Annotated in this window: 22 protein-coding genes, 1 tRNA gene and 1 pseudogene; 11 read left to right on the top strand and 13 right to left on the bottom strand. The window is 65.0% G+C overall.

Annotated features, from left to right (window positions below; all coding sequences use genetic code 11):
• Positions 1-17: 17 nt before the first annotated feature.
• The 3 genes from ABE093_RS02855 to ABE093_RS02845 are packed head-to-tail and all read right to left on the bottom strand — an operon-like array spanning position 18 to position 4,016.
• Positions 18-2,330, bottom strand: a complete 2,313-nt coding sequence (locus tag ABE093_RS02855; RefSeq protein ID WP_430759332.1) for a TonB-dependent receptor — start codon at positions 2,328-2,330, stop codon at positions 18-20.
• A 43-nt stretch (positions 2,331-2,373) separates the two neighbouring features.
• A complete protein-coding gene (locus tag ABE093_RS02850) occupies positions 2,374-2,790 on the bottom strand; it encodes a DUF2946 family protein (RefSeq protein WP_430759331.1) in 417 nt (138 codons plus the stop codon).
• On the bottom strand, positions 2,787-4,016 hold the full coding sequence (locus ABE093_RS02845; protein ID WP_430759330.1) for an MFS transporter: 1,230 nt from the start codon (positions 4,014-4,016) through the stop codon (positions 2,787-2,789). Before ABE093_RS02845 ends, ABE093_RS02850 begins: the two co-directional genes overlap by 4 nt.
• Positions 4,017-4,084: 68 nt before the next feature.
• Here ABE093_RS02845 and ABE093_RS02840 point away from each other — a divergent pair, with 68 nt between their 5' ends.
• Positions 4,085-4,543, top strand: coding sequence for a helix-turn-helix domain-containing protein (locus ABE093_RS02840; protein ID WP_430759329.1), 459 nt, complete (start codon positions 4,085-4,087; stop codon positions 4,541-4,543).
• A 9-nt stretch (positions 4,544-4,552) separates the two neighbouring features.
• Here the strand turns inward: ABE093_RS02840 and ABE093_RS02835 are convergent.
• Positions 4,553-4,637 (bottom strand) — tRNA-Leu (locus ABE093_RS02835).
• A 94-nt stretch (positions 4,638-4,731) separates the two neighbouring features.
• Between ABE093_RS02835 and rnr the strand changes: the two genes are divergently transcribed.
• The 3 genes from rnr to ABE093_RS02820 are packed head-to-tail and all read left to right on the top strand — an operon-like array spanning position 4,732 to position 8,215.
• Positions 4,732-7,176, top strand: a complete 2,445-nt coding sequence (gene rnr / locus ABE093_RS02830) for a ribonuclease R (protein ID WP_430759328.1) — start codon at positions 4,732-4,734, stop codon at positions 7,174-7,176.
• Between the two features lie 20 nt (positions 7,177-7,196).
• Positions 7,197-7,943, top strand: a complete 747-nt coding sequence (gene rlmB, locus ABE093_RS02825; RefSeq protein ID WP_430759327.1) for a 23S rRNA (guanosine(2251)-2'-O)-methyltransferase RlmB — start codon at positions 7,197-7,199, stop codon at positions 7,941-7,943.
• Positions 7,940-8,215, top strand: a complete 276-nt coding sequence (locus ABE093_RS02820; RefSeq protein ID WP_430759326.1) for a CBU_0592 family membrane protein — start codon at positions 7,940-7,942, stop codon at positions 8,213-8,215. The genes rlmB and ABE093_RS02820 overlap by 4 nt, the downstream gene beginning before the upstream one ends.
• Here the strand turns inward: ABE093_RS02820 and rnt are convergent.
• Genes rnt through ABE093_RS02805 form a run of 3 tightly spaced genes read right to left on the bottom strand, consistent with a single transcriptional unit; the run spans position 8,193 to position 10,036 of the window.
• Positions 8,193-8,867, bottom strand: coding sequence for a ribonuclease T (gene rnt / locus ABE093_RS02815; RefSeq protein WP_430759325.1), 675 nt, complete (start codon positions 8,865-8,867; stop codon positions 8,193-8,195). The two genes, ABE093_RS02820 and rnt, sit on opposite strands and share 23 nt — an antisense overlap.
• Before the next feature lie 15 nt (positions 8,868-8,882).
• The gene (locus ABE093_RS02810; RefSeq protein WP_430760070.1) at positions 8,883-9,512 is read right to left on the bottom strand and encodes a glutathione S-transferase family protein; all 630 of its coding nucleotides are present in this window, start codon (positions 9,510-9,512) and stop codon (positions 8,883-8,885) included.
• A 59-nt stretch (positions 9,513-9,571) separates the two neighbouring features.
• Positions 9,572-10,036, bottom strand: coding sequence for a cell wall hydrolase (locus ABE093_RS02805; protein ID WP_430759324.1), 465 nt, complete (start codon positions 10,034-10,036; stop codon positions 9,572-9,574).
• Between the two features lie 564 nt (positions 10,037-10,600).
• Here ABE093_RS02805 and ABE093_RS02800 point away from each other — a divergent pair.
• From ABE093_RS02800 to ABE093_RS02790, 3 genes are all read left to right on the top strand, one after another.
• Positions 10,601-11,815 (top strand): OmpA family protein, encoded by a 1,215-nt coding sequence (locus ABE093_RS02800; RefSeq protein WP_430759323.1) that lies wholly within the window; start codon positions 10,601-10,603, stop codon positions 11,813-11,815.
• Between the two features lie 109 nt (positions 11,816-11,924).
• Entirely contained in the window at positions 11,925-12,482 is a 558-nt protein-coding gene (locus tag ABE093_RS02795) for a hypothetical protein (RefSeq protein WP_430759322.1), read from the top strand.
• Positions 12,479-13,219, top strand: coding sequence for a pseudouridine synthase (locus tag ABE093_RS02790; protein ID WP_430760069.1), 741 nt, complete (start codon positions 12,479-12,481; stop codon positions 13,217-13,219). The genes ABE093_RS02795 and ABE093_RS02790 overlap by 4 nt, the downstream gene beginning before the upstream one ends.
• 283 nt (positions 13,220-13,502) lie before the next feature.
• On the opposite strand, the gene kbl is transcribed toward ABE093_RS02790, so the two are convergent.
• Both kbl and tdh read right to left on the bottom strand, forming a co-directional pair.
• Positions 13,503-14,696: a glycine C-acetyltransferase gene (gene kbl / locus ABE093_RS02785; protein ID WP_430759321.1), complete on the bottom strand. Its 1,194-nt coding sequence runs from the start codon at positions 14,694-14,696 to the stop codon at positions 13,503-13,505.
• A 130-nt stretch (positions 14,697-14,826) separates the two neighbouring features.
• A complete protein-coding gene (gene tdh, locus ABE093_RS02780) occupies positions 14,827-15,852 on the bottom strand; it encodes an L-threonine 3-dehydrogenase (RefSeq protein ID WP_430760068.1) in 1,026 nt (341 codons plus the stop codon).
• Positions 15,853-16,038: 186 nt separating this feature from the next.
• Here tdh and ABE093_RS02775 point away from each other — a divergent pair, with 186 nt between their 5' ends.
• On the top strand, positions 16,039-18,126 hold the full coding sequence (locus ABE093_RS02775; RefSeq protein ID WP_430760067.1) for a S46 family peptidase: 2,088 nt from the start codon (positions 16,039-16,041) through the stop codon (positions 18,124-18,126).
• A gap of 19 nt (positions 18,127-18,145) precedes the next feature.
• Here the strand turns inward: ABE093_RS02775 and ABE093_RS02770 are convergent, their stop codons facing one another.
• The 3 genes and pseudogenes from ABE093_RS02770 to ABE093_RS02760 all read right to left on the bottom strand — a co-directional run bounded on the left by ABE093_RS02770 (position 18,146) and on the right by ABE093_RS02760 (position 23,019).
• On the bottom strand, positions 18,146-18,550 hold the full coding sequence (locus ABE093_RS02770; protein ID WP_430759320.1) for an acyl-CoA thioesterase: 405 nt from the start codon (positions 18,548-18,550) through the stop codon (positions 18,146-18,148).
• 4 nt (positions 18,551-18,554) lie between these two features.
• Positions 18,555-21,404 (bottom strand): annotated as a pseudogene (uvrA, locus tag ABE093_RS02765) (excinuclease ABC subunit UvrA); the annotation flags it as partial.
• A gap of 166 nt (positions 21,405-21,570) precedes the next feature.
• Positions 21,571-23,019 carry an OmpA family protein gene (locus ABE093_RS02760; RefSeq protein WP_430759319.1) on the bottom strand — a complete coding sequence of 483 codons (1,449 nt, stop codon included), beginning with the start codon at positions 23,017-23,019 and terminating at the stop codon, positions 21,571-21,573.
• A gap of 238 nt (positions 23,020-23,257) precedes the next feature.
• Here ABE093_RS02760 and rplU point away from each other — a divergent pair, with 238 nt between their 5' ends.
• The 3 genes from rplU (at position 23,258) to cgtA (ending at position 25,081) form a co-directional block, all read left to right on the top strand.
• On the top strand, positions 23,258-23,575 hold the full coding sequence (gene rplU / locus ABE093_RS02755) for a 50S ribosomal protein L21 (protein ID WP_103075378.1): 318 nt from the start codon (positions 23,258-23,260) through the stop codon (positions 23,573-23,575).
• A 12-nt stretch (positions 23,576-23,587) separates the two neighbouring features.
• Positions 23,588-23,845, top strand: a complete 258-nt coding sequence (gene rpmA / locus ABE093_RS02750; RefSeq protein WP_430759318.1) for a 50S ribosomal protein L27 — start codon at positions 23,588-23,590, stop codon at positions 23,843-23,845.
• 174 nt (positions 23,846-24,019) lie between these two features.
• Entirely contained in the window at positions 24,020-25,081 is a 1,062-nt protein-coding gene (gene cgtA, locus ABE093_RS02745; protein WP_430759317.1) for an Obg family GTPase CgtA, read from the top strand.
• An 85-nt stretch (positions 25,082-25,166) separates the two neighbouring features.
• Here cgtA and rpsT read toward each other — a convergent pair whose 3' ends face one another.
• Positions 25,167-25,436, bottom strand: a complete 270-nt coding sequence (gene rpsT / locus ABE093_RS02740; RefSeq protein ID WP_430759316.1) for a 30S ribosomal protein S20 — start codon at positions 25,434-25,436, stop codon at positions 25,167-25,169.
• Between the last annotated feature and the right edge of the window lie 68 nt (positions 25,437-25,504).

The raw sequence follows: 25,504 nt of genomic DNA, 5'->3' as shown, positions 1-25,504 counted from the left end.
GGCTGTGCCGGGGTGTCTTAGAGGTCATAGCGCAACTCCGCCATCCACGTCCTCTGGTTGTAGGGATGGAAGGCCCAGTAGGTCTGGCCGCCGAGATTGTCCACGCCGAACGCGCCGCTCCAGTGCGCGTCGCGACGATAGTGCAGTTTGACATCCGCCACCAGGAACGGGCTGGTTCCCGTATAGGCATGGCTGTGGATGTCGCTGTTGTCGAGCGTGTTGTATTGCTGGCCGCTGTAGCGTACGCCGCCGGTGATGCTCCAGTGGTCGTCCGCGCGCCATGTCGCCAGCAGGTTGGCGCGCCAGCGCGGCACGCGCGGTTGCCATTTCCCTTCGCTTGCGGGGAAGCGATGGTTGCGGGTGATCCGCGAATCGGTCCAGGTCAGGCTGGCATCGAGCTCCAGCCCGGCGATGCCGACGTTGTCCGCGTGCGTGGCGAGTTCCAGCCCACGGGTGCGGATGGCGTCGACGTTCTGGATGTTGGTGATGTTCGGAGTCACGGTGACGTCGGTCTGCGAATACAGGGCGTCGCGCGTGAATTCGTTGAACACGGTCGCGCGCATGTCGCCGTGGTCGGTCTTGCGGATCGCCGACAGCTCGGAAGTGACCGAGCGTTCCGGTCGCAGGTTGGGATCGTTGTTGACGATGCTGCCGCTGGCGATCGTGCCCTGGTACAGCTCGCTCACCGTCGGGAAGCGCACGGCGCGACCGATCGATGCTTTCAGCGACCATTCCTGCGATGGCAGGAATTCCAGCGCGGCCTTGGGCGACAACGTCGACTGGCTGCGCGGCGCGAAACGCAACACGGATGCGGCGTTGGCCAGGAGGCCGTCGCGTGCTTCCCAGCGTTCGCTGCGCAAGCCCAGCATCGACGTCCATCGCGGTGCGATGCGCCAGGTGTCCTGCACGAATGCGCTGGCCAGTCGCGTGGTTCCCGCGAACGCCGATGCCCGCGGGCCATCGCTGTCGCGCTGCCAATCCTGCAATGACACGACCCGCGTGCGCAGGCGATACGCATCGTCGCCGATTCCGAATTCGACGATATGCGCGGCGGGACGCCAGGTCGCACGAGCCGTGAACGTAGTCCAGCCGGTGCCGTGGCTGTCGGCCAGCAATCCGGCGCCGCCAGTCTCCGCCGACGGGAGCGCCACCAGCGGCGAGCGCACGCGATCGACGACATAGTCGTAGCGACTTGCGGCCAATGCCCACGTCCAGCGGCCATTGCCGCCCTGGCGCAGGGTCATGCCCTGCATGCGATGCTTCATTTCGGTCTGCTGCAGCGGCAATGCGGTGGCAGCGAGGGTGTAGTTGAGGCCATCGATCGTCATGTTGCCCGAATACACCGGCATGCCGTTGGCATCGCGCAGATAGGTTTCCGCGCCGCGGTCGGCGTCGTTATGCCATTGGTCGACGAGATAGCTCAGGCGCAATCCGGGGCGGATGTCCCAGGCCAGCTTCAGCTTCACCAGATCCTGCGTGGTGTGGGTCTGGCCGGATGCGCCGACCACGTACCATGGTTGCCCGCGCGGGTTGTCGCCGGCAATCGCGCCGGTCACGGCCGTCGCGGGCGTACCGGTCTTGCCGGAACTCCCGGGCAGGGTGGCGAAAGCGATCGGGTGCGCGTCGCTGTCGCTGCGGTTCACCGACAGCCATGCCGACAACGCACCCCAGCGATCGCCTGCGGAGACCTGGAACGACCGTGCCGGGAAATCGCCGCGCGAGCCATAGACCCGCGCGCGTTCCAGTGCATAACCGGCACGCGCATGGACTTCGAGGCGAGCGGGCATCCGCGTCACGTAATCGACGACCGCACCAACCGAATTGCCGGGATAGGCGGCGGAGAAGGGCCCATAGAGGACATCCACGCGTTCGATTTCAGCAGGATCGACCATGCCCCAGCGCGGCGTGAACGTCGCGCCGTTGCCCAGCAGGTTCGACAGCAGGATGCCGTCGGCGTAGACGAGCGATCGCGCGCTGTTGTTGGTGCCCGATGCGCGCGTCGCCAGCACCGCGTGGTCGTAGTCGCCGATGTAGCGCTTGCGCACCAGCAGGCTGGGGAAATACTTCAGCGCGTCCTCGGCGTCGGTCGCGTTGATGCGTTCGCGCACTTCGGTGCCGGTGATGCCTTCGATCGTGGTCGGCACCTGGGTGGGCAGCGAAGTCGGCTGCATGCCGCGGATCGTCACCGTGTCGAACACTTGCGTCGGTTTGTCGGCGGGAGCGGGAGATTGCGATGGCGCGGATTGCGCACAGGTGATCGCGGGCAGTGCCAGGCAGGTGGCAACGGCCAGCAGCGACGCACGCGGCATCGCATGGGAAGAGGCAGACATTGGAACTCCGGGGAATACGGATGCGCGCGGACGCGCGCGCGGATCAGGCGGGGATCGATGCCCGATTGCCCGGAGGTCCGCGGGCGCCGAGCCCGGTGTCGGCGATGGATGCGATGCGTGCTGCGGATTCAACGCGCGGCTGCGCGCCGGCATCGGGCGGCAACAGCTGCAGCAGTGGTGCGACGGAGAGCTGCGCGAGTCCGGCCAGCAGCGGGCAGTAGGCGCAGTCGTCGTGTTGGTGATGTTCCGGCGCGGCCGGCAGCGTCGCGTCGTGTGCCGGCGCCAAGACCAGCTGCACCGACCGCAATCCATCAACGGTGCACAACGCGACCTTGGCGGCGGACATGCCGGCTGGTGCTGCCTGCAGCCGGCCCAACGTCGGCAGCGTCGCCAGCAGCAGGACCGCCAGCAAGGCCGGCAGCCTGACGAAGTGGAAAGCAGGATGGCGCAGCAGGTTCACCGCCTCAGGATAACGGATCGGGGAGGCGCGATCGCGGTCGCGACGACCATCATGCTCCCCGCGACCAGGAACGTCAGCCGCATGCCTGCGGCGATCGCCGCAGGCATCGCATGGGTGAAATCCCCGGTTCCGGTCCCGAAGGCGAAAAGCCCGCCCATTGCGGACGCGCCCGCGATCAACCCCGTGTTCCGCGACAGGTTGAGCAGTCCCGACACCGTGCCGCGCCGGTCCTTGGGGGCGTTCGCCAGTGCAGCGGTGTTGTTGGCCGCCTGGAACAGCTGATAGCCCGGCGTCAGGATCGCGATCGACACTGCGTAGCCGGCGACGCCGATCAGATTCGGCAGGAATGCGAGAAGGAATGCGCCAGTGGCGAGAAGCACGAGCCCGACGCCGAGCATGCGGCGGCTTCCATGGATGTCGACGAACCGTCCCGAGGGGATGCCGCTGAAGACGGAAATCGCGGGCCCGATGGCCATGACGAGCCCGACCGACGTTTTCCCAAGGCCGAGACCGAGGCCGAGATAGAAAGGCGCGACCACCAGTGTCGTCATCATCACCGCCGCGACCAGGAAATTGACGATGAGGTTCTGGGTCAGGCGCTTGTCAGGCACCTGCAGCAGTTTTGCCGGTGTCGATTTTTCCTCGTCGGAGTCGGCAGGCAGCGTGGCGAGCGCGAGGAGCAGGGCGATTGCAGCCAGCGGCAGTTGCATCCAGAAGATGCCGCGCCAGCCCGTCGCGGAAATCAGCAGTCCTCCGAGCGACGGGCCGAGCGCCGTGCCCATCGCCGATACCGTGCCAAGCAAGCCCATTGCGCGCCCCGCGCGCGCTTCGTCGGCGCTCTGGCGCATCGTGGCCATCGACAGCGTCATCAGGAAGGCTGCGCCGATGCCTTGAAGCGCTCTCGCGACGATCAGCAGTCGCAAGTCCGGCGCCACGGCACAAAGCGCTGCGGCAACAGTGAACAACGCCAGTCCCGCGACGAGCATGCGCTTCAGGCCCAGGCGATCGCCAAGCCTGCCGGCAATGGCGACGGAAATCGTCATTGCGGCGAGAAAGGCGACAACGACCATCTGCACGCGTGCGAAGGGCGCCGAGAATGCTTCGGTGAGCGTCGGCAGCGCGATGTTGGCGATGCTGGTGCCAAGCGAGGCCAGCAACGTCGACAAGGCGAGCGTGATGGTGATCGACCGTGTCTTGCGCGACGTGAGCGCGATTGCCTGTTCCATCGTATGACCTCTTGCCCGGGATTTCGTTTCGGCGCAGGCTACGGCTTCAAGTCAACTTGAAGTCAAGCATGGAATTCCTGGATATCGGCGAGGTTTCGGCGCTGAGCGGCATCAAGCCATCGGCGCTGCGCTATTACGAAGAGGCCGGACTCGTTTCCGCGGTTTCGCGCAATGGGCTGCGCAGGCAGTTTTCGCCGGACGTGTTGTTGCAGCTCAAGCTGATTTCGATGGGCAAGGCCGCGGGGTTCTCGCTTGCGGAAATCGCCGGGATGTTCGCCGCCAACGGCATGCGGGAGTTGCCACGGGCCGTGCTCCATCAAAAGGCGGACGGCATCGACCGGCAAATCCGGGAATTGGCGACATTGCGCGACACCCTGCGCCACGTTGCCGATTGCCGGGCGTCGTCGCACATGGAGTGCCCGACCTTCAGGCGCCTCGTTGAAGTCGCAGGCAAGCGCGGCAGGGCGCGGGTGAGCTCGCGGGGATCGCGCAGGCAACAAAAAACCCCGCTTTCGCGAGGTTCTTGATTCGTTCGTTGGTGCCCAGGAGAGGACTCGAACCTCCACGGTTTTACCCGCTAGTACCTGAAACTAGTGCGTCTACCAATTCCGCCACCTGGGCGAACGAGCCGCCCATTATGCTGATGCGGCCTGGCGTCGTCAAGCCGATCTGTCGGTCGCGATGACGTTCCTCGCCAGTGTGCGACCATGGCGCCATGAGCAAGAAAACCGGGAAAGGCGCGGGCGGCAAGGGATCGTCCGGTGGCGGCCAGCAGGGGCGCGGTGCGCGGCAGGGATCGGGTGGTCGCGGCGGCAAGTCGTCGTTGCCGTCGTGGATGCCGGCGACGGGCGGCAAGGGCAGGTCCGATGCGCGCGCGTCCGGCAATCGTCCCGGGAAAGGCGGTGCGCACGATCCGATGGCCCATCGCGAAGCCGAACGCTACGCCGACCCGATCGCCAGCCGAGAGGCCATCCTGCTGGCGTTGTCGAAGTCGGAAGGGCCGCAATCGGCGCAGACCCTGGCGCAGACCTTCGACCTGGTCGCCCCCGAGCGTTTCGAAATCCTCAACCGTCGCCTCTCGGCGATGGTGCGCGATGGCCAGTTGCTGCGGAATCGCGCCGGCGACTACCTGCCGGCGCGCGCGGTCGACCTGGTGCGCGGGACGGTGATCGCCAACCCCGACGGTTTCGGCTTCCTGCGTCCCGACGAGGGTGGCGAGGACCTGTTCCTGCCGCCCCTGGAAATGCGCAAGGCCATGCATGGCGACAAGGTGCTCGCCTGCATCACCGGGCTCGACCGCCGTGGTCGTCCCGAAGGCCAGGTGGTCGAGGTGTTGGAGCGCAGGCTCAACCGCCTCACCGGGCGTTTCGTGCTGGAGTCGGGCATCAGCTACGTGGTGCCGGACGATCGCCGCATCCAGCGCAATGTGCAGATCCCGACGGATGCCCGCGGCGACGCCCGCAACGGTCAACTCGTGGTGTGCGAGATCACCCAGGCTGCCGATGCGGTGCGCCCGCCGATCGGCCGCATCGTCGCCGTGCTCGGCGACAAGCTGACGGCGTCGCTGGTGGTGGAGGCCGCGATCCACGGCCACGACCTGCCGCACGAATTCCCGCAGGACGTGCTGGACGAAGCCGCCAACGTTCCCCAGGAAGTCACGCCGGCGATGACGGTCGCGCGCCTCGATCTGCGCACGCTGCCGCTGGTGACCATCGATGGCGAGGACGCCAAGGATTTCGACGACGCGGTGTGGTGCGAGCCGCAGAAGGACGGTGGCTTCCGCCTGATCGTCGCGATCGCCGATGTCTCGAATTACGTGCAGCCGGGGACGCCGCTCGATCAGGAAGCCCTGCTGCGCGCGACCAGCGTGTATTTCCCCGGCTTCGTGGTCCCGATGCTGCCGGAGACGCTGTCGAACGGCATCTGTTCGCTCAATCCGAAAGTCGATCGCCTGTGCTTCGCCTGCGACATGCAGGTCGATGCCCATGGCCAGGTGAAATCGTCGAGCTTCCACGAAGCGGTGATGAACTCGCATGCGCGGCTCACCTATACCCAGGTGTGGAACGCGATCGGCGACGGCATCCCCGACGATGCCCGCGAGGATGCGTTGCAGCGCGTCGGCAGCCTGTTGCCGCAGGTGCAGCAGCTGCACGCGCTCTACAAGGTGCTGGCCGAGGCGCGCCAGAAGCGCGGCGCGATCGAATTCGAATCGTCGGAAGTACGCTTCGTGCTCGACAATACCGGCGACGTGGTTCAGGCCGGGATGCTCCAGCGCAACGACGCCCACAAGCTGATCGAGGAATGCATGATCGCGGCGAACGTCGAGGCCGCGCGCTTCCTGCTCGCCCACCACATGCCGGCGCCGTTCCGCATCCACGACAAGCCGCCGGAAGCCAAGTACGCCGACCTGCTGGAATTCCTCAAGGAATTCAACCTGCGCATGCCGCCGTGGAGCAAGGTGACGCCGGGCGATTTCACCGCGCTGCTGAAGGTGATCCGCGAACGCGCCGATGCGCCGTTGCTGGAGTCGGTGCTGCTACGCAGCCAGAGCCTGGCGGTGTACTCGCCGGACAACATCGGGCACTTCGGTCTCGCGCTCGATGCCTACGCGCATTTCACTTCGCCGATCCGCCGCTATCCGGACCTGGTCGTGCATCGCGCGATCAAGCACGTCCTGCATGGCGGAAGCGCCGACCGCGGCTGGCCGACGCCGCGCGAGATGGCGGCATTGACGCAGTTGTGCTCCGATCGCGAACGTCGCGCCGACGAAGCCGAACGCGAAGTCGACGAGCGTTACCGCGCCGCGTGGATGGAAAAGCACGTTGGCGGTCGTTTTGCCGGCACCATCAGCGGCGTGACTTCGTTTGGCCTGTTCGTCGAACTGACCGAGTCCAAGGTCAGCGGACTGGTCCACGTCACTTCGCTGCCGCAGGACTTCTATCACTTCGATCCGATCCGCAAGACGCTCACCGGCGATCGTCGCGGGCTGGAATTCCGCCTTGGCGACCAGGTCGAGGTGATCGTGCTCAAGGCCAGCCTTGAGGATCGCCGCATCGACTTCAAGCTGGTCGATGACCCCGCATCCCCGCATTCGGCGGACGCGCCGCGCCCGTCTGCGCCGCGCGGCAAGCCGGCCAAGCGCAGCAAGAAACCCTACTGACACCCAATAGCACTCGTACCATGTCCAAGGACTCCCAATGGATCGCCGGCATCAATGCCGTGGCTTCGGCGATCGAACACGACGCGGCCAACGTTCGTGAAATCCTGATCGAGGCCGGCGCGAAGAATCCGCGCATCGCCGAGATCGAAACGCAGGCACGCCGACTCGGCATAGAGCCGCGCCGCGTCGCATCGCAGGCGCTCGATGGGGTCGCCGGCGGATTGCGCCACCAGGGCGTGATCGCGCGCTATGCCGCCGCGAAGACCTACGACGAGCACGACCTGAAAGAGATCGTCGAAGCCGCCGATGGGCGCGCCCTGATCCTGGTTCTCGATGAAGTGCAGGATCCGCACAATCTCGGTGCCTGCCTGCGCAGTGCCGCCGCTGCCGGCGCACACGCGGTGGTGATTCCACGCGACAAGGCGGCGTCGATCACCGCGACCGTGCGCAAGACTTCGGCCGGTGCCGCCGATCGCCTGCCCGTGGTGCGCGTGACCAATCTCGCACGCTGCCTCAAGGCGCTGCAGCAGCAGGGCGTGTGGATCTATGGTCTCGCCGGCGAAACCGAAACGTCCCTGTATTCCATCGACCTGCGCGGCAATGTCGCGTTGGTGCTGGGCGCGGAAGGCGATGGCTTGCGACGCCTCACCCGCGAACACTGCGACCAGTTGGTGCGCATCCCGATGCCGGGTGCGATGGAAAGCCTCAACGTGTCGGTTGCCGCTGGCATTTCCCTGTTCGAAGCTGTTCGCCAGAGGGTGTCATGAACGATTCTTCCGCCTTGTTCACCCTGCACTGGTGGGACGTCGCCGGACTCGCCGGCTCCGTGCTGATCGTCGTCGGGTTCTTCCTGTTGCAGGTCGGTCGCCTGCGCGGCGATGGCCCGACCTACCAGGTGATCAATTTGGTTGGTGCGCTCGCCATCCTGGTGTCGCTGATCGGCGGCTTCAACATCTCGGTGTTCCTGCTGGAAAGCACCTGGGCGCTGATCGCGCTGTACGGCCTGGCGCGTTCCTTCAGGTTGCGTCGCCAGCGTTGAGCAACGACGGCTGCTCCGGCGGCAATTCCGGTTTCGGCGGCGTCAGCATCGGCCACGCATTGGCGATGGTGCAGAACAGCGCGGCGGTCTTTTCGGCGTCGTAGACGGCGGAGTGCGCTTCGGCGCCATCCCAGTCGATGCCGGCGGCGTGTACCGCGCGTGCGAGCACCGTCTGCCCGTAGGCGAGTCCGGCCATCGTCACCGTGTCGAACACGCTGAAGGGATGGAACGGATTGCGCTTGTGTCCAACGCGCGCAACCGCGGCATTGACGAAGTTGAGATCGAAGTGGGCGTTGTGGCCGACCAGGATCGCGCGCTGGCAGCCGTGCTTCTTCACTGCGGCACGCACGCCGGCGAACACATGGTCCAGCGCCTCGCGTTCCGGCTTGGCGAAGCGGAACGGATGATCGAGCTTGATGCCGGTCACTTCCAGCGACTTCGGATCGATCTGCGTTCCCGGCGCGGGTTCCAGATGCGCGCTGATGGTGTCGCCGCAGACCATCCTGCCGTGTTCGTCGAGATCGATCGGCACCGCGGCGATTTCCAGCAACGCATGGCGATTCCAGTCGAAACCGCCGGTTTCGACGTCGACGACGACGGGCAGGAAACCACGGAAGCGCGTGGCGAGGGTGGGGGAGATCGGATCAACCATGACGCATTTTACCGGTCAGGCTGCAGGTGCCATCGGCTTGAGATGCTCGGCCGCGAGCGCCTGCTCCACGCCAGCATCGGCTTCCATGCGGCGCATGAAGGCCAGGAGGTTGGGGAACGCAGTCATGTCGACATGCACGGCCACGGCCCAGCGCAGCGTGATGTAGAGATAGGGATCGGCGACGCTGCGGAATCCGCTCAGCCAGTCGCGGCCATTCAACTGCTTTTCCGCGAATTGATACACCTTCTGCACGTTTGCGCGCGCGGCATTTTTCACCGCATCGGCTTGCGTTGCATCCGGGTAGTAGGCGCCCGGATTGAAGATCGGCTTGAACGCCGGGTGCACGTCGGAATTCACGTAGGCCAGCCAACGCATCGCGTCGGCGCGCTGCTGCTTGGAGCCGTCGCCGGCGAGTCCCGCCGCGGGTGCGCTGTCCGCGATATAGCCCATGATCGCGGCGTTCTGCGTCAGCACGAAATCGCCATCCACCAGCACCGGGACCGATCCGGCCGGATTCAGCGCGAGGAATTCCGGTTCCTTCATCTGCGACGCAGTGAGGATCTTCGCCTCGTACGGCAAGCCTGCCCAGTTCAGTGCGATGTGGTCGGCGGTGGAGCAGGCGCCGGGCTTGCTGTAGAGCTTGATCATGGGAGTGGTTCCGAAGGGGGACCGCCCATTGTCGCCTGTCGCCGCCGCCGATGGCGTCAATCGCGATATGGCGGGCGCGGTGTATCCATCAGGTCGAAGAAGGTGTGGTCACCGATCGTCCGCACCTGGTAGCCGGTGCGCCAGCTGGGCTGCGCGATGTCGAGTGCGGCAAAATGCGTCGCGCCGGGCACTACTTCCCGCCGCTTGCCGCGCGGCAGCGCCCAGTTGCGTTCCGCATCCAGCGCGACCGTGACCGCGCGCGACCATGCTTCGGTGTTGTCGAGATCGGTGGAGGGGGAGACCAGTGTCGGCGCGAACTGCTTGCGGGCAGTCACCACCGAGCACACGGAGTCGCCCCACAGGCCGGTGTCCTTGCGCCGCAGCGCGACTTCCGCCACGGCCTGCTGGCCCAGCAGGGGCTGGTCGCGCGCTTCCAGGTACAGCGTCGTGCTCAGGCAGAGCGAATCCGATGCCTGCGGCGGCAATACCGAGGCCATCCACAACAACCATGCCAGTTTCATCGTCGACTCCTTTATTCGTTGCGCCGGGAGGTCATGAGCCGAGGGCTCGTGATTTCCGGCATGGCGTTTCGGGGAGGGCGGCGGTGTCCGTCGATCACCAGGTGCCCGGGTGCCAGCTGCATCTGCAGTCGGCTGCGGCGCCATTCAGATTCCTGATCGATCAGGGGGCTGCCGCGAGGTCGGGGCACCTTAGGGGCGGGATCCCCAATCCCGGCTGAATCATGAATGGGGATTCCCGGCAGGATTTGTGCTAGGGAACGCGACGGGGCGCGAGCCCGATTGCAGTCAGGTCGGCCGCTCGTCGGAACGCGAATCGATAAATGTGACGGGGACCACTTTTGTCTTGCGCATCGGCCCACACTGGGCCATTCTTGGCTGGCGGCTGAATTCGATGTTCAGATATGCTCGTCAATGGCCCAAGCGTTATGGTAGCGTTAACGCCGTCTTCACCGGACGATTCCCAGAATCGTCGCGGTAAGTCAAACGGTTTCATATCGTTATCGTTTGCTGCAAACCGTATTCGTGTAACCAAGTTGTTCAATTTTCGATGATCAAGGAGCTCAAATGAACAAGAAACTCCTCTGTGCCGCGTTGCTGTGCGGCCTGGGCGTTGCGCAGGGCGCGTCTGCCCAGCAGTTTGACGACCGCTGGTATGTCTCTGCCGCTACCGGTGTGAACTTCCAGGACAAGAACCGCGACACCCAGGATGCGATCTTTGGCATGTTGGGCTTCGGTAAGTTCTGGACCCCGAACTGGTCGACCGACCTCGAACTGAACTACCAGAATCCGGATCTCAAGATGAATCCGAATCTGTGGTGGACTCAGTACGGCGCGACCGTTGCCGCCCGTTACCACTTCCGTCACGCCGACAGCAAGTGGTGGCCGTACCTGAAGGCCGGTCTCGGCCTGCAGCGCCATGAGCAGCAGTTCGCTGGCGCCTGCGGTTCCGGTCTGGTCCCGGGCACCAACATCGCCGTGCAGTCGAAGTGCCCGGCCGTCCACAAGGACAACAACGTTGCCGCCGAGCTCGGCGCCGGTCTGCAGTTCGACTTCGGCCGCGTGAACCTGCGTACGGAAATCGGCACCCGCGTCGATTTCGACAAGACCCAGGCTCCGCACAAGGCTGGCGCTGCGACCGTCGTTCCGGACAGCAAGTACCAGGCGCTGGCCAACCCGCAGAAGAGCCAGTTCACGGATCTTCTGGCTTCGGTCGGCCTGACCGTCGCCCTGGGCCCGGACAAGGCTGCTCCGGTCGTGGCTCCGCCGCCGCCGCCGCCGGCCGCTCCGACCTGCGCCGACAAGGACAGCGATGGTGACGGCGTCAACGATTGCGACGACAAGTGCCCGGACACCAAGGCTGGCGAAATCGTCGGTCCGGATGGTTGCCCGAAGCCGGTCGCCATCGACCTGAAGGGTGTCAACTTCAACTTCGACTATCCGAAGCGCAACTGGAAGGGCAAGCTGGCCAACGCCGGTCTGGTCGCCGGTTCGACCGAAACGCTGGATCAGGCCATCTCGGTCCTGCAGGCCAACCCGGCCATCCGCGTTGAAGTCGCCGGTCACACCGACCTCTGCGGTGCCGACGCCTACAACCAGTCGCTGTCGGAGCGTCGCGCCCGCGTGGTGTTCGACTACCTGACCTCGCACGGCGTTGACGCCGGTCGCCTGGTGGGCCCGGTTGGTTACGGCGAGAGCCGTCCGCTGGTCCAGACCGCGCAGACCAAGCCGGAGTGCAAGAACGAGCAGAACCGCCGCACCGAGCTGAACGTTCAGCACTAATCGCAGCGATCTGTTCCAAAGCAACACGCGAAACCCGGCTTCGGCCGGGTTTCGTTTTTCTGGCGTGGCCGGGTACACTTCCGGCATGACTTCACCAGAGATTCGTTGCATGACACTTGCACGCTATGCCTCGACAGCATTTCTTTTCGCGTGTGGTGCATTCGCAACGATGGATGCGTCGGCGCAACAGGTGAATTGCACCGACGTGCCGCAAACCATGCCGTCGGGCAGCGATGCACTGGCCCCGGTTGCCGCCGAATTGCGGCCGATCATCACCGCGCAATTGGGTTCGCCATCCGGCGTGCTTGCACAGGCCTACGACCAGGCGATGTCCGCCGACATGGTGGTGTTGCGCCTGCGCGTGGAAACCTGCCGCAAGATCGCATCGACCCTGCCATCGCCGTCTCCGGCCAATCCCAATGACCCCGCTGCCTACAAGCCGCAGTCGCAATGGGACAACACGCCGTGGCGATTCAACATGCAGAAGGGCATGACCGCCGCCGAGTTCGAGGCGTGGATGAAGGCCAAGGGCCTGCGTGTGGCCAAGGGCGCTCCGCAGCCGGCCGCACCTGCCGCACCTGCCGCCACCGCTCCCAATGGCGAGGCGCAAGCACCGGCGAACAACACGACCGGCAACCCGCAGCCGGCGCCCGCCAAGAAGCCCTGATCGTGACTGCGGGCCCGCGCCACGGGTTGGCGCGCGTCCTGTCGAAGCGCGGCTTGTGTTCGCGCAGTGAGGCGGAACGCTGGATTCGCGAAGGGCGCGTACGCGTGCTCGGCAGGATCATCCGCGATCCCGAGCGTCCCACGCGTCTTGATGAAGCGGGCATCGAAATCGATGGCGCCGATGCAGCCGGGCGCGTGCGTCGCTGTTTCATGCTCAACAAGCCCCGCGGACTGGTGACGACTGTACGCGACGAGCATGGGCGCGACACGGTCTACCGTTGCTTCGATGGCGCGGATCTCGGCTGGATCGCGCCGGTCGGGCGCCTCGACAAGGCCAGCGAAGGCTTGTTGCTGTTCACCACGGACCCGATGTGGGCGAGCGCGATCAGCGATCCGGAGCGTGGTCCTGACAAGACGTACCACGTGCAGGTTGATCGGGTTCCGGCACCGGAACAATTGGCCGCGCTGGCTTCGGGAATCGAGTCCGATGGCGCGATACTGTCGGCCAAGTCGGTGTCGTTGCTGCGCAGTGGCGGCAAAACAGCGTGGCTGGAGATCGTGCTGGACGAAGGCCGCAATCGCCAGATTCGCAGGATGCTGACGGAACTCGATATCGGCGTGCTGCGATTGATCCGCGTCGCGATCGGTGCGTTGCAGCTCGGAGAACTGCCGAAAGGGCAGTGGCGCGAGTTGATTGCCGATGAGATTGATGCGCTGATAAAGCATCAGCCCGGCTGAGCGCCTTTAGCGGTTATCCGCAGTGACCGACACGCCGTGAACCCATCCATGGGGGCTCGACTCGGCATCCATGCCTCGTATGGTCGGCCACCGCGGACGAACCGCATGGCGCCGCCGGTGGCGGGTTTTTCGCTCTTTACTAAGAAGCAACAACACGCGCGCTCAGTGGATAGCCAGTCCGGTGAGCGGGCGTTGCGCCGCATGGATGCGGCGCACGAGCCTACATGGACGTATTCACGGCGTCCCGCGCAGCGGACTGGCTACCCGCTGAGACAGCGCGTGCTTACCGCGCGATCACGCCCAACTCGCGACCAATACGGGTGAACGCGTCGATCGCGCGATCGAGATGCTCGCGAGTATGCGCGGCGCTCATCTGTGTGCGGATGCGCGCCTGGCCCTTCGGCACCACCGGGAAGAAGAAGCCGATCGCGTAGATGCCTTCCTCGAGCAGGCGCGACGCGAACTTCTGCGCCAACGGTGCGTCGTAGAGCATGACGGGCGAGATTGGATGCACGCCGGGCTTGATGTCGAAGCCGCGTGCGCCCATCTGCTCGCGGAAATACGCGGTGTTGGCGGCAAGGCGTTCGCGCAGTTCGCCAGCTGACGACAGCATCTCGAAGGCCTTGATGCCGGCGGCGGCAACGTGCGGTGGCAGCGAGTTGGAGAACAGGTAGGGACGCGAACGCTGGCGCAACAGCTCGATCACTTCCTTCTTGGCGGTGGTGAAGCCACCGAGCGCGCCGCCCATGGCCTTGCCGAGCGTGCCGGTGAAGATGTCGATCTTGTCCATCACGCCTTTCACTTCGGCGGAACCGCGACCGGTCTTGCCGAGGAAGCCGGTGGCATGGCATTCGTCGATGTGCACGAGCGCGCCGTATTTCTGCGCCAGTGCGGTGATCTCGTCGAGCGGGGCGATGAAGCCGTCCATCGAGAACACGCCGTCGGTCGTGATCATGATGGTGCGCGCGCCGTCGGCCTTGGCCTGCTTGAGCTGTGCTTCCAGGTCGGCCATGTCGCAGTTGGCGTAGCGATAGCGCTTGGCCTTGCACAGGCGCACGCCGTCGATGATCGAGGCGTGGTTGAGCGCGTCGGAGATGATCGCGTCGTTCTCGTCCAGCAACGGTTCGAACAGGCCGCCGTTGGCATCGAAGCAGGCGGCGTAGAGGATGGTGTCCTCGGTGCCGAAGAAGTCGGAGATCGTCTTTTCGAGCTGTTTGTGCAGGTCCTGGGTGCCGCAGATGAAACGCACCGAGGCCATGCCGAAACCGTGCGTATCGAGCGCCTGCTTGGCGGAAGCAATGATGTCGGGATGGTCGGCGAGGCCGAGATAGTTGTTGGCGCAGAAGTTCAGCACCGTGCGGCCGTCTTCCAGCGTGATTTCCGCGGACTGCGGGCTGGCGATGATGCGTTCGCTCTTGAACAGTCCGGCGTCGCGGATTTCATCGAGGGTGTGGGCGTAGCGTTCGGTCAGGGACATGTTCAATCCTGTAGAAGTTCAATGCTGCCGTCCATGGCGCGATTGTTTCGCTTCGGATCATCCCGCCCGTCCATCCATGGCCGGGCATTCGCTGCCGCGTCCGATGCCGATAGGGCATCGGACAAGCGCGTCAGCTCATCCAGCTCAGTACGACTTTTCCGGACTTGCCGGACTCCATCAGGTCGAAACCCTTCTGGAATTCGTCGATCGGCAGTTGATGGGTCAGCACCTTGCCGAGCGGGAAACCGCCGAGCACGAGCTGCGTCATCTTGTACCAGGTCTCGTACATCTTGCGGCCGTAGATGCCGTGCAGGGTCAGGCCCTTGAAGATGATCTTGTCCCAGTCGACGCCGGTGCCGTTGGGCATGATGCCGAGCATCGCGATGCGGCCACCGTGGTACATGCAATCGAGCATGTCGGAGAACGCGCGCGGATTGCCGCTCATTTCCAGGCCGACGTCGAAGCCTTCCATGTGGAGGTCGGCCATCACCGATTTCAGTGGCGTGTTGATGACGTTGACGACGCGGGTCGCACCCATGTCGGCGGCGAGCTTGAGGCGGAAGTCGTTGACGTCGGTGACAACCACATTGCGCGCGCCGATGTGCTTGCAGATGCCTGCGGCGATGACGCCGATCGGGCCGGCGCCGGTGATCAGCACGTCCTCGCCGACGACGTCGAACTCCAGCGCGCAATGCGCGGCGTTGCCGTAGGGATCGAAGAACGCGGCCAGTTCGCTCGGGATCTGGTCGGGGATCGGCCACAGGTTGGTGGCCGGCATCACGATGTATTCGGCGAAGGCGCCATTGCGGTTGACGCCGATGCCGACGGTGTTCGGGCACAGGTGCTGGCGGCCGGCGCGGCAATTGCGGCAATGGCCGCAGACGATATGGCCTTCGGCGCTGACGCGCTGGCCGATGCTGTAACCCTGCACGCCGGGGCCGATCTCGACGATGCGACCGACGAATTCGTGGCCGATCACCAGGCCCGGCTTGATGGTGCGCTGGCTCCAGTCGTCCCACAGGTAGATGTGCAGGTCGGTCCCGCAAATCGCCGTCTTCTCGACCTTGATCAGCACCTCGTTGGGGCCCGGCGTCGGCACCGGCACATCCTCCATCCAGATGCCTTTGCTGGCATTGCGTTTCACCAGGGCTTTCATGGTCGCTTGCGTCATGGCGTTGCTGCGTTGCGGAAGAAGCGCCATTTTACCGCCGGATTCCGCTCAGGTTCGAAATGGTCTAATGGGGTTTCGTTTCGATTGTGGAGATACGCGATGCGCAGGATGCTCTTGGCCACCATTGCGGCAGTGACCGCCGGCATTCCCGTCGCGCAGGCGGGCGAGGGCATGTGGACGCCGCAGCAGTTGCCGGAGATCGCCAAGCCGCTGAAGGCCGCGGGGCTGAAGCTCGATCCCGCCCAGTTGGCCGATCTCACCGGCGATCCGCTGGGCGCGGTGGTGTCGCTGGGGAATTGCACGGCGAGCTTCGTGTCGCCGCAGGGACTGGTCGCGACCAATCACCACTGCGCCTACGGCGCGATCCAGCTCAATTCCACCGCAAGGAAGAACCTGATGGCGACCGGCTTCAACGCCGGGAAGATGGCCGATGAAGTCACCGCAGGGCCTTCGGCGCGCATTTTCGCGCTGGAACGGATCGATGACGTCACTGCGCAGGTGCAATCCGCCATCGCCTCCGCGGCCGCGCCGATCGATCGCACGCGCGCAGTCGAAACGCTGGAGAAGCGGTTGTTGTCCGCCTGCGAGACCGGCGGCGGCTATCGCTGCCGTCTCTACAGTTTCTTCGGCGGCAATACCTATCGCCTGTTCAAGTACCTGGAAATCAAGGACGTGCGCCTGGTCTATGCGCCGCCATCGTCGATCGGCAATTTCGGCGGGGAAGTCGACAACTGGATGTGGCCGCGCCACGCCGGCGATTTCTCCTTCCTGCGCGCCTATGTCGGCAAGGACGGCAAGCCGGCCGCCTACAACAAGGACAACGTGCCTTACCAGCCCAAACACTGGCTGAAAATCGCCGACCAGCCGCTGCAGGCCGGCGATTTCGTGATGGTCGCGGGCTATCCGGGATCGACCAGTCGTTATGCGCTGGTCGATGAATTCCGCAGCACGCAGGATTGGCTGTATCCGACCATCAGCAGGACCTACAAGGAACTGGTGGCGATGGTGCAGGCGACGGGCACGAAGAATCCCGATGTCGCCGTGAAGTACGCCAGCACCGTGCGCGGCTGGGAAAACACGCTGAAGAATTTCGACGGACAGCTGGAAGGATTCCGTCGCACCAATGCGCTCGCGGCCAAGCAGGCGGAAGAATCCGCCGTGCTGGCGTGGCTGAAGAAGCAACGCAAGGCGGGCGAGCCGGCGCTGGCGGCCTACAACACCATCGGGACGCTCAATGTGCAGTCGGCGAAGACGCGCGAGCGCGACCTGGCCATTCCGCAGGTGGGTGGAACCCTGGGCGGCACGGCCGTGCAGCTGTATCGACTGGCGATCGAACGCGCCAAGCCGGATGCGCAGCGCGACTCCGGCTACCAGCAGCGCGACGTCGCCGGCATCGAAGCCGTGCTCAAGCAGATGGACAAGCGCTACGACAGCGGCATGGACAGCCAGCTGCAGGCCTACTGGTTGAATCGCTACGTGGCCTTGCCGGCGGACCAGCATGTCGCCGAACTGGACAAATGGATTGGCGGCGGCGATGCCAAGTCGGTGGCCGACGCCGTGGCGCGCATGCACAAGAGCGCGTTGGGCAAGGATGCCGAACGCATGAAGTGGCTGAATGCCGATCGTGCCGCGTTCGAGGCCAGTGACGACCCGGCGATTCGTTATGCGGTCGCGGTGACGCCGACGCTGCTGAAGCTGGAAGAAGCGCGCAAGGCGCGTGCCGGCGAGTTGCTGGTCGCGCGACCGGTCTATCTCAAGGCGCTGGCCGATTACCGCAAGGCGCATGGCAAGGCGGTGTATCCGGATGCCAACTCTTCGTTGCGCATCACCTTCGGCAACGTGACCGGCTATACCAAGCTCGATGGCAGCAAGCAGGCGCCGTTCACCGTGGTCGAGGAGGTCATCGCCAAGACGACCGGCAAGGAGCCGTTCGATACGCCGAAGGCCGCGCTCGACGCGATCAAGGCCAAGCGTTACGCGGGCCTGGAAGACGCCAAGCTCGGCAGCGTACCGGTCGATTTCCTGTCCGATCTCGACATCACCGGCGGCAATTCCGGATCGCCGGTGCTGGATGCGCGCGGGAAGCTGGTCGGCCTCGCCTTCGATGGCAACTGGGAGTCGGTGGCATCGAACTGGGTGTTCGATCCGGTGATGACGCGGATGATCTCGATGGACCAGCGCTACATGCGCTGGGTGATGACGGTGGTCGATCCGGCGCCGCAGCTGCTGCAGGAAATGGGCGTTCCCGCGAAGAAGTAGGCCAACCCTGGCGGGCCGATCAGCCCGCCAGCAACTCCGACGCGCGCCGCACGCCTTCCGGCAGCGGGCGTGGGCGTCCGGTCTTGAGGTCGATCCAGACCACTGCGACATTGCCGTCGCAATGGATGCGCCCATCCGCGCCCTTGATGCGATGGCCGACCACCACGCTGGTGCTGCCGATCCTTTCGCTGAAGAGCTCGACTTCCAGCATTGCCGGATAGTTCACCGGCTCGCGGTAATTGAGTGTCGACGAGGCGATCACCGGCGCGAACTCTTCCGTGACCCACGGTTCGCCGACCTGGGCGAACCAGCGGATGCGCGCCTCCTCGAGGTAGCTGAGGTAGGTGCCGTTGTTGACGTGGTTGAAGGCGTCGAGGTCGCGCCAGCGCACGTCGAGCGAAGTGGTGAATGTCTTGGCGGTCATGTCAGGCCTTCTTCTTTTTCAGCAACGGGGCGAGGAAGCGCCCGGTGTGCGATTCCTTGAGCTTGGCGAGTTCTTCCGGCGTGCCTTGCCCGATGATCTGGCCACCCTTGCCACCACCCTCCGGGCCGAGATCGATGATCCAGTCCGCGGTCTTGATGACGTCGAGGTTGTGCTCGATCACCACCACGGTATTGCCTTCGTCGCGCAGGCGGTGCAGCACCGCGAGCAATGCTTCGATGTCGTGGAAGTGGAGGCCGGTCGTCGGTTCGTCGAGGATGTAGAGGGTGCGGCCGGTGTCGCGTCGCGACAGTTCCTTCGACAGCTTGACGCGCTGCGCCTCGCCACCCGACAGCGTCGTCGCCGACTGGCCAAGCTTGATGTACGACAGCCCGACGTCCACCAGCGTCTCGAGCTTGCGCGCGATCACCGGCACGTTCTCGAACAGCTTGAGCGCGTCCTCGACCGTCATCTCCAGCACGTTGTGGATGTTGTGGCCCTTGTAGAGGATCTCCAGCGTCTCGCGGTTGTAGCGCTTGCCGTGGCAGACGTCGCAGGGCACGTAGACGTCGGGCAGGAAGTGCATCTCGACCTTGATCAGGCCGTCGCCCTGGCAGGCTTCGCAGCGGCCACCGCGCACGTTGAAGCTGAAACGTCCCGGCGCGTAGCCGCGCGCACGCGCTTCCGGCACCTGCGCATAGAGTTCGCGCAACGGCGTGAACAGGCCGGTATAGGTCGCGGGATTGCTGCGTGGCGTGCGCCCGATCGGCGACTGGTCGATGTCGACCACCTTGTCGAACAGATCGAGGCCCTTGATGTCCTTGAACGGCGCCGGCTTGTGCGAAGCGCCGTTGATCTCGTTCGCCGCCAGTGCGTACAGCGTGTCGTTGATCAGGGTGGACTTGCCGGAACCCGAGACGCCGGTGATGCAGGTCAGCAACCCCGACGGGATTTCCAGGTCGACGTTCTTGAGGTTGTTGCCGCTGGCGCCACGCAGTTTCAACAGCATCTTGCGGTTGGGTTCGTGGCGCTTCTTCGGTACCTCGATCGCGCGGCGGCCGCTGAGGTAATCGCCGGTGATCGAACGCGGCGACTTCAGCACGTCCTCGACCTTGCCCTGGCCGACGACTTCGCCGCCGTGCACGCCGGCGCCGGGTCCGATGTCGACGACATGGTCGGCGAGGCGGATCGCGTCCTCGTCGTGTTCGACCACGATCACCGTGTTGCCGAGGTCGCGCAATCGCGTCAGCGTGCCGAGCAGGCGCTCGTTGTCGCGCTGGTGCAGGCCGATCGAGGGTTCGTCGAGCACGTACATCACGCCGACCAGTCCGGCGCCGATCTGCGAGGCCAGGCGGATGCGCTGCGCTTCGCCGCCCGAGAGCGTGTCGGCCTTGCGTTCCAGCGTCAGGTAGTCGAGGCCGACGTCGACCAGGAAGCGCAGGCGCTCACCGATTTCCTTGACGATCTTGCTGGCGATCTCGCCACGCCAGCCCGGCAGCTCCAGTTTCTGGAAAAAATGCATCGCGTCGCCGACCGGAAGGTGGACGATGTCGTGCATCGGATGTTCGGCCACGAACACGTTGCGCGCGGAACGATTCAGGCGCGAACCCTCGCAGACCGGGCAGGCGCGTTCGCTGATGTACTTCGCCAACTCCTCGCGCACCGCGGGGGAATCGGTTTCCTTGTAGCGACGCTCGAGGTTGGGCAGGATGCCTTCGAATTCGTGCTTGCGCTGCTTGCGGCCGTGCGGTCCGACGTAATAAAACGTGATCGCTTCATCGCCGCTGCCATTGAGCACGACATCGCGCGCGCGCTTCGGCAATTCTTCCCATAGGGTGTCGACCGAGAAGCCGTAATGCTTCGCCAGCGACTGCACCATCGAGAAGTAGTAGGCGTTGCGGCGATCCCAGCCGCGCACCGCGCCGGCGGCGAGAGACAGCGACGGATTGCCGATCACGCGGTCGGGATCGAAGAACTGGGTGACGCCGAGGCCGTCGCATTCCGGGCAGGCGCCGACCGGCGAGTTGAACGAGAACAGGCGCGGTTCCAGTTCCGGCAGCGCGTAGTCGCAGACCGGGCAGGAGTATTTCGACGAGAACAGCAGGGGATCGGCGTTGGCGTGGTCCATGCTCTGCACGATCGCCATGCCTTCGCCGAGCTTGAGCGCGGTTTCGAACGATTCGGCGAGGCGCTGGCGGATGTCCTCGCGCACCTTGAAACGGTCGATCACCGCTTCGATGGTGTGCTTCTGGCGCAGCGCCAGCGTCGGCAGCGCGTCGATCTCGTAGATCGCACCGTCGACGCGCACGCGCACGTAACCCTGCGCCTTCAATTGCTCGAACACCTGAGCGTGTTCGCCCTTGCGTTCGCGCACCACGGGCGCCAGCAGCATCCAGCGTTGCTCGGCGAGCTTCGGATCCTTGTCCATCGCCAGCACGGTGTCGACCATCTGGCTGACGGTCTGTGCTTCCAGCGGGAAGTGGTGATCGGGGCAGCGCGGGGTGCCGACGCGTGCGTAGAGCAGGCGCAAGTAGTCGTAGATCTCGGTGATGGTGCCGACGGTCGAGCGCGGGTTGTGGCTGGTCGATTTCTGTTCGATCGAGATCGCCGGCGACAGGCCTTCGATGTGGTCGACGTCGGGCTTTTCCATCATCGACAGGAATTGCCGCGCATAGGCCGACAGCGACTCGACGTAGCGACGCTGGCCCTCGGCGTAGATGGTGTCGAACGCCAGCGAGGACTTGCCCGATCCCGACAGGCCGGTGATCACGATCAGCTTGTCGCGCGGCAGGTCGATGTCGATGTTCTTGAGATTGTGGGTCCGCGCGCCGCGCACGCGGATGGTGTCAATCGCCATCGGCTTTCCAGTGGGAGGAGGAGAGGGCAATCGCCTAGCGTAGCCCTGCATTGCAGATGGGGGCAATCGTGCCCGGTACAAGTCTCGCCAGGTGCGACGCCGGGGACGGCATGCCCAATGAAAACGGGGCGCTGAAGCGCCCCGTCCGTACCACTTGCGGTGTGCCTTACTTGGCCACGACGAACTCGATGCGGCGGTTCTTCGCGCGCCCGGCCTCGCTGCCGTTGTCGGCGACCGGCTTGTCCTGGCCAAAGCCCTTGGCACTGAGGGTGCCGTCGGTGACGCCGAGCTCCTTCAGCTTGGCGACCACGGCGTCGGCGCGTTCCTGCGACAGCTTCATGTTCGCCGCCGCGTTGCCGGTGTTGTCGGTGTGGCCGTCCACTTCGATCTTGGTGTCCGCCGGCGCACGCTTGATGGTGTCCGCGGCCTTGGTCAGGATCTCCATGTTGTCCTTGGTGATGGTGGCCTTGCCGGTCTCGAAGCGGATGCCCATCAGGCTGAGCGCCTTCACCAGGTCATCGGCGCTGAATCCGTCCTTGAGCTTCGACAGCGCCTCGGCGCCCTTGTCGTACAGACCGCTGATCTCGAAAGCGCCGAAGGTGTCGCGGATCTTGTCGGACAGTGCGGCGCGATCCCCTTCGGGGACACCGGACAGGTCGATCTTCACCTTGTCGCCATCGATCGCGAACTTGACGCCCTTGGCCTTGAGGTCGGGCAGCAGGGCGATCAGCTTGTCGAGCCAGCCGGCCGGTGCGGTCGAGGCATCGACGTTGATGTCGCCCTTCACCGCATCGGCGCCGAAGGTCTGGGTCAGGGCAGTCGTCAGGCGAGTCTTGTCGGCGTCGGCCAGCTGGCCATTCACGTTCACCGTGCCGCCCTGGTTGTCGATCTGCAGGCGAGGCAGGGTGCTGGCGGCTTCGGCTGGCTTGGCGGGCTCAGCGGTCGTGGCCGCGGGCGTGGTCGTTGCAGCGGGTTCCGGGTTCTTGTTGCAACGGCTGAGCAGGAACAGGCCGAGTGCGACCAGTGCGGCGAGCAGAAGCCAGGGCCACCATTTGCTGCCGCCCGAACTGCCATTGCCGCCGGTTGTCGCCGCGGCGGCACGATTGCCGAGGTTGCCGACGGCATCCGCAGCCTTGTGGCCGACGGCACCCGCCGCGCCCACGGCGGCGGCACCCGCGCCGATCACGCCCGCGCCAATGCTGTGCATGAAGTCGCCGATTCCGCCCAGATAGCCGTGCAGGCGTTCCGGGATGGTGCTGCCGACGGGGATCTGGCCGTCTTCGGTCAGGGTGTTGAAGACGTCGGGGAGCATCGAACTCATGGCCGCGCTGGCGGTGCTGCCGTCGACGCCCGCGCGCTGGGCGATATGGCCGATCAGATCGTTGCCCAGGACCGATTGCAGCTGGGCCGGGCTGATCGGCTGGTTGGGACCGTGGCCTATCCAGGAGGCGATCAGGTCGCCCAGGCCCTGGCTGCGGAACAGGTCGACGAAGCCGGCCGGACCGCCGCGCTTCTCGTTGAAAATGACCGCAACCAGCATGCCCAGCAACTGCTTGGCCTTCTCCAAGCTGATGCCGTAGCGGGTCGCAACGTCTTGCAGGATGGTGTCGAACATGATTGGACTTTCCTGTAATGGATTGGGACGCGTGGCCTGTGCTTCCTCATGCTGCCCGGGGGCGGCGGCCTTTTGGCTCCTTGGGCCTTGCGGCGCCGATCATCCCCGGCTGCCGTGAAACCCCGGTGATGGGGGAGGGGGCTGGCAAGTTGCGCGTCCGGGCGCCAAGGCCCTATAATTTCAGGTTCAGCGCGCTGACCGTGCGCTGGACCACAATAACGACAAAGGAAGCTTGGTCATGTACGCAGTAGTAGTCACCGGCGGTAAGCAATACCGCGTGATGCAGGGCGAAACCCTGCGAGTCGAAAAGCTGGAAGTCGAAGCCGGCAACGAAGTCACCTTTGACCAGGTGCTTCTGCTGGGCGACGGCGAAGGCGTGAAGCTGGGCGACGCGCTGAAGGGCGCCACCGTCTCCGCCAAGGTGATCGGCCACGGCCGCGCCGACAAGGTGAAGATCGTGAAGTTCCGTCGCCGCAAGCACCATCGCAAGCAGATGGGTCACCGCCAGCATTACACCGAAATCGAGATCACCGGCATTGCCGGCGGCAAGAACTAAGGAGACGCAGTCATGGCACACAAAAAGGGCGTAGGTTCCTCGCGCAACGGCCGCGACTCCAACCCGAAATACCTCGGCGTGAAGATCTATGGTGGCCAGGCCATCGAAGCCGGCAACATCATCGTCCGCCAGCGCGGCACCCAGTTCCATCCGGGTCCGGGCGTCGGCCTGGGTCGTGACCACACGCTGTTCGCGCTGGTCGACGGCAAGGTCGAATTCGCGGTGAAGGGTGCCCAGAAGCGCCGCACCGTGAGCGTCGTGGCCGAGTAATCCTCGCAACCCGATGCACACCGGAAAGCCCCGCTTCGGCGGGGTTTTTCGTTTGAGACGCGACGACACCCAGGCTTCGCCGCGGCTTCATCCCGTACACTCGTTTTTACATCACTGTTGTCCCGCGCCACTGTTCTCCGTGATCACTCTCCTTTCCGGCATTCGGTCCATCCCATGAAACTCGTCGATGAAGTCGAAATCACCGTCACTGCTGGCAATGGCGGCAATGGTTGCGTGGGTTTCCGCCGCGAGAAATTCATTCCGCTGGGTGGGCCGGATGGCGGCGACGGCGGCAATGGCGGCAGCGTCTGGCTGCAGGCCGACGAGAACCTCAACACCCTGGTCGATTTCCGCCACCAGCGCGCGTTCCGCGCCCAGCGCGGCGAGAACGGCATGGGCCGGCAGATGTACGGCAAGGCCGGTGACGACCTCACCATCACCGTGCCGGTCGGCACCGTGGTCACCAACATCGCCACCGACGAAACGATCGGCGACCTCACCCGCCATGGCCAGCGCTTGCTGGTCGCGCAAGGCGGCAAGGGCGGTCTCGGCAACATGCATTTCAAGAGCTCGGTCAACCGCTCGCCGCGCCAGTCCACGCCGGGCACCGAGGGCGAGGAGCGCGACCTGCGCCTGGAACTGAAGCTGTTGGCCGATGTCGGCCTGCTCGGGTTCCCGAACGCCGGCAAGTCGACCCTGATCCGCGCGGTTTCGGCGGCGACGCCCAAGGTGGCCGACTATCCGTTCACCACGCTCTATCCGAACCTGGGCGTGGTCAGCGTCGAGCCGCACAAGAGCTTCGTCATCGCCGACATCCCCGGCCTGATCGAGGGCGCGGCCGATGGCGCCGGCCTCGGCGCGCTGTTCCTGCGCCATATCCAGCGCACCCGCCTGCTGCTGCACCTGGTCGAGATCGAACCGCTGGACGGTGGCGACGCCGCCGAGCAGGTGCGGGCGATCGAGCACGAGCTGGCCAAGTTCGACGCCGGGCTGATGGAGAAGCCGCGCTGGCTGCTGCTCAACAAGGCCGACCTGCTCACCCATGAGGATGCGCAGGAGCAGGCGCGCAAGGTGATCGGCGCCCTCGGCTGGACCGCGCCGTGGTTCATCGTCTCGGGCCTGGCCCACGAAGGCACCCGCGACGTGATGCTGAAGATCCAGGCTTTCCTCGACGAGCAGCGCCGTGAGGAGCTGGAACGCGCCGAAGAAAACAACGCGACGCCGCATGTCCCCTGATTCCCGCGGGCACGAAAAAACCCCGCGCGAGGCGGGGTCTTTTGCGGTTGTCGCGGCGCCGAAGCGTCGCGACAGTCACGCCGGATCAGGCGGCCTTGAGGGCCTTGATGCGGGCGTTCAGGCGGCTCTTGTGGCGAGCAGCCTTGTTCTTGTGGATCAGGCCGCGCGCTGCGAAGCGATCGAGGATCGGCTGCGCGGTCGCGAAGGCTTCGGTGGCGCCCGTGGCGTCATTGGAGTTCAGCGCCTTGAGCACCTTCTTGACGGCGGTGCGGAGCATGGAGCGCTGGCTGTTGTTGCGGGCGTTGCGGACGATGGTCTGCTTGGCGCGCTTCTTGGCGGACTTGATGTTGGCCACGATGAAACCCTGGAAAGCGGTCTGAAAAGACGGGAAGTATTGATGTCGCGGAATGCGAGACAGAAAAG

The organism is Solilutibacter silvestris (assembly GCF_050574925.1).
GTDB lineage: Bacteria > Pseudomonadota > Gammaproteobacteria > Xanthomonadales > Xanthomonadaceae > Solilutibacter > Solilutibacter silvestris_A.
This window is presented reverse-complemented; position numbering and strand designations above follow the sequence as displayed.